Genomic DNA, 2,667 nt, shown 5'->3' on the forward strand with positions numbered 1-2,667 from the left:
CCCGTGCCCTGCTCGAGGCCGGCGCGGCGCCGGGCGCCGGCGCGTGAGCCCCGCTGACGTGGCCCTCCCCGGCCCCGAGGACCTCGCCGGGATCGTCGGCCTCGCCGAGCGCGCGGCGCGGGCGGCGGGCGAGCTGGTGCACCGCGGCCGCCCCGAGCGCCTCGAGGTGATGGCCACGAAGTCCAGCGCCACCGACGTGGTGACGGCGATGGACACGGCCAGCGAGGAGCTCCTGGTCCGCCTGCTGCGGGACGCGCGCCCGGACGACGGCGTGCTGGGTGAGGAGGGCGGCGCGACGGGCGGCACGAGCGGGATCACGTGGGTCGTCGACCCCATCGACGGCACCGTCAACTACCTCTACGGGCTGCCCGGGTACGCCGTCAGCGTCGCGGCCGTCGTCGGGGCCGGCGCCCCGGAGGAGCGCCCCGACCCCCGCACGTGGACGGCGGTCGCGGGGTGCGTGCACGACCCCGTGAGCGGCCGCACGTGGACGGCGACCCGCGGCGGCGGAGCGCGGCTCGACGGCGCCCCCCTGGCCGGGCCCGCCGACGTGCCGCTGGGGGAGGCGCTGGTGGGCACCGGCTTCGGCTACACCCCCCAGCGGCGGGCGGCGCAGGCCCGCGTGCTGTCCGGGGTGCTGCCGCACGTGCGCGACGTGCGGCGCAGCGGTGTCGCCTCGCTGGACCTCTGCTCGGTCGGGTCCGGCTGGCTGGACGCCTACTACGAACGGGGCCTGCAGCCCTGGGACCACGCGGCGGGCGCCCTCGTGGCCCAGGAGGCGGGCGCCGTCGTCCGGGGCCTGGCGCCGGACGAGCCCGCCTCCGAGCGCTTCTGCCTGGCCGCCGCCCCGGCCCTGGCCGCCCGGCTCGGGGACCTCGTGGCCGGGCTGGACCCGTTGCGCGAGGAGGAGGCACCGGCCGCGCCCGGAGCCTGAGGCGGAGCGGCGCCCCCGCCGCCCGCGGTGGGGGCGCGGCCGCCCCTCGCGGCGCCGGGGCGGCGTCAGGAGGCGGTCGTGCTCTCGGTGCTGTCGACCTCGGCGCTCCCCGAGCCGCCCTCGGGCAGCGCGACGTCGTTCTCCTGGGCGAGGCGGGCGAGCGACTCCAGCTCGCCCGTGTGCACGCCGACGAGGTACTCGTCGCCCTCGGCGCGCGCGCTGTCGAGCGCGCTGCGCGCCTCTCGCACGCGCTCGTTGACGTTGGTCGCGAACTCGCTCATCACACCTCCGGAGGGGCGGCGCGGGGCACCCGCGCTGGGTCGGGGGCTGGCGCCCCGCAGCGCGGCGGCCGCCGGCTGCTGGCCCGAGGGTAGACGCCGCGGGGGACGGCCCGCGCCCGTCGTCCCCCGCTGCGGAGGCGTCGAAGGGCGTGGCGCCGGATCGTCAGGCGCCCGCCACCGGTGCGACACCCGCCCGTCACCGGGGGGTCGTCCGCGGGGCGACGCGCACGGTGGCGCGGCGTCCGAGCGTCGTGACCCGGAGTACCGGACGGCCACCCGTGGTGCACAATGCGCCGTCGCGCGGGTGGCCGGCGGCGGGCATCTTCGACGACCTCCGGGCGTTGGGGACCTCGACGGGCGGCGACGCGCGCGACCACGGCGCGGCCGTGCGCCGAGCAGCGGCGCGGGCCCGCCACGACGGCCGAGGGGCAGCGGGGGCGCCCGCTCCCTCCGGGCCAGCACCGACGACCACCGACCTGGAGCGTGACGCACGAGATGGCCACCGACTACGACGCACCGCGCAAGACCGACGACGAGCTGAACGAGGACTCCATCGAGGAGCTGAAGGCCCGTCGCGCCGACCAGAGCTCCGGCAAGGTCGACGAGGACGAGACCGAGGCGGCCGAGGGCTTCGAGCTGCCCGGCGCCGACCTGTCCAACGAGGAGCTCTCGGTGCGGGTGCTCCCGCGCCAGGCGGACGAGTTCACGTGCTCGTCCTGCTTCCTCGTGCACCACCGCAGCCAGCTGGCGGGCGAGTCCACGCCCAGCCGGCTGGTCTGCACCGAGTGCGCGGCCTGAGGCCGCTCACCGCACGCAGGTCGGCCACGACGGGGGCCGGCGCCCGCACCGCGGGTGCCGGCCCCCGTCGTCGTCCGTGGTCCTGTCGTCCAGGGCCAGTCCGTCAGCGGCGGGGCGGTCGGCCGGTGCCCGGCTGGAGGGCCCGGGCGAGGTCGGCCGGGCGGTGGGTCGACACCAGCCAGTAGGGCGTCGGGTCCTCGGGGTCGAGGACCTCGACGCGGACGACGCCGTCGGCCCACCCGCGCATGACGAGGTGCGCCCGCGCGTCGAGGACCGGGCCGCGCTGGCGGCGCGCGTCCTCGCCGTCGTAGCCGGTCGCCGCGCCGAGCTCGGAGCGGGGGATCCGGGCGCCGCCGGCGCGCAGCTCGCCGTCCGTCACGACGACGACCGGGCTGTTGCGGACGAGCCCCAGGACGACGACGGCCGCCACGGCGACGACGACCACGACGACCACGCCGACGCCCAGGGGCGCCGCGGCGAGGCCGGACAGGGAGGCCAGGGCGGGGGCCGCCACCCACGTCCCGAGCGAGGGCCACACGCGCTCGCGGAAGAGCTCGCCACCGCCGAGGGCCTCGCGGGTCCCGTCCTGCGGGGCGCCCGCGGCGCGGTCGTCGTGCGCGCCCGCCGCGTCCGGAGCGCCTGCGTCGTCTCGGG

Annotated in this window: 4 protein-coding genes; 2 read left to right on the forward strand and 2 right to left on the reverse strand. The window is 79.1% G+C overall.

The features are described from left to right. Window positions 1–43: 43 nt before the first annotated feature. Window positions 44–934, forward strand: a complete 891-nt coding sequence (locus HLB09_RS15445) for an inositol monophosphatase family protein (protein ID WP_322790215.1) — start codon at window positions 44–46, stop codon at window positions 932–934. Between the two features lie 65 nt (window positions 935–999). On the opposite strand, the gene HLB09_RS15450 is transcribed toward HLB09_RS15445, so the two are convergent. Beyond that, window positions 1,000–1,215: a hypothetical protein gene (locus HLB09_RS15450; RefSeq protein WP_171204213.1), complete on the reverse strand. Its 216-nt coding sequence runs from the start codon at window positions 1,213–1,215 to the stop codon at window positions 1,000–1,002. A 495-nt stretch (window positions 1,216–1,710) separates the two neighbouring features. Here HLB09_RS15450 and HLB09_RS15455 point away from each other — a divergent pair, with 495 nt between their 5' ends. Further along, window positions 1,711–2,013, forward strand: coding sequence for a DUF4193 domain-containing protein (locus HLB09_RS15455; RefSeq protein WP_171204215.1), 303 nt, complete (start codon window positions 1,711–1,713; stop codon window positions 2,011–2,013). Between the two features lie 103 nt (window positions 2,014–2,116). On the opposite strand, the gene HLB09_RS15460 is transcribed toward HLB09_RS15455, so the two are convergent. After that, on the reverse strand, window positions 2,117–2,667 hold a 551-nt coding region (locus tag HLB09_RS15460; RefSeq protein WP_212771197.1), incomplete at its 5' end, for a DUF3093 domain-containing protein.

The sequence above is a fragment of the Pseudokineococcus marinus genome (assembly GCF_013004605.1).
Taxonomy (GTDB): domain Bacteria; phylum Actinomycetota; class Actinomycetes; order Actinomycetales; family Quadrisphaeraceae; genus Pseudokineococcus; species Pseudokineococcus marinus.

Bases quoted from the DNA above. Each gene is read 5' to 3' on its own strand.
- HLB09_RS15450 (WP_171204213.1), bottom strand. From the start codon at position 1,215: ATGAGCGAGTTCGCGACCAACGTCAACGAGCGCGTGCGAGAGGCGCGC.
- HLB09_RS15455 (WP_171204215.1), top strand. From the start codon at position 1,711: ATGGCCACCGACTACGACGCACCGCGCAAGACCGACGACGAGCTGAAC.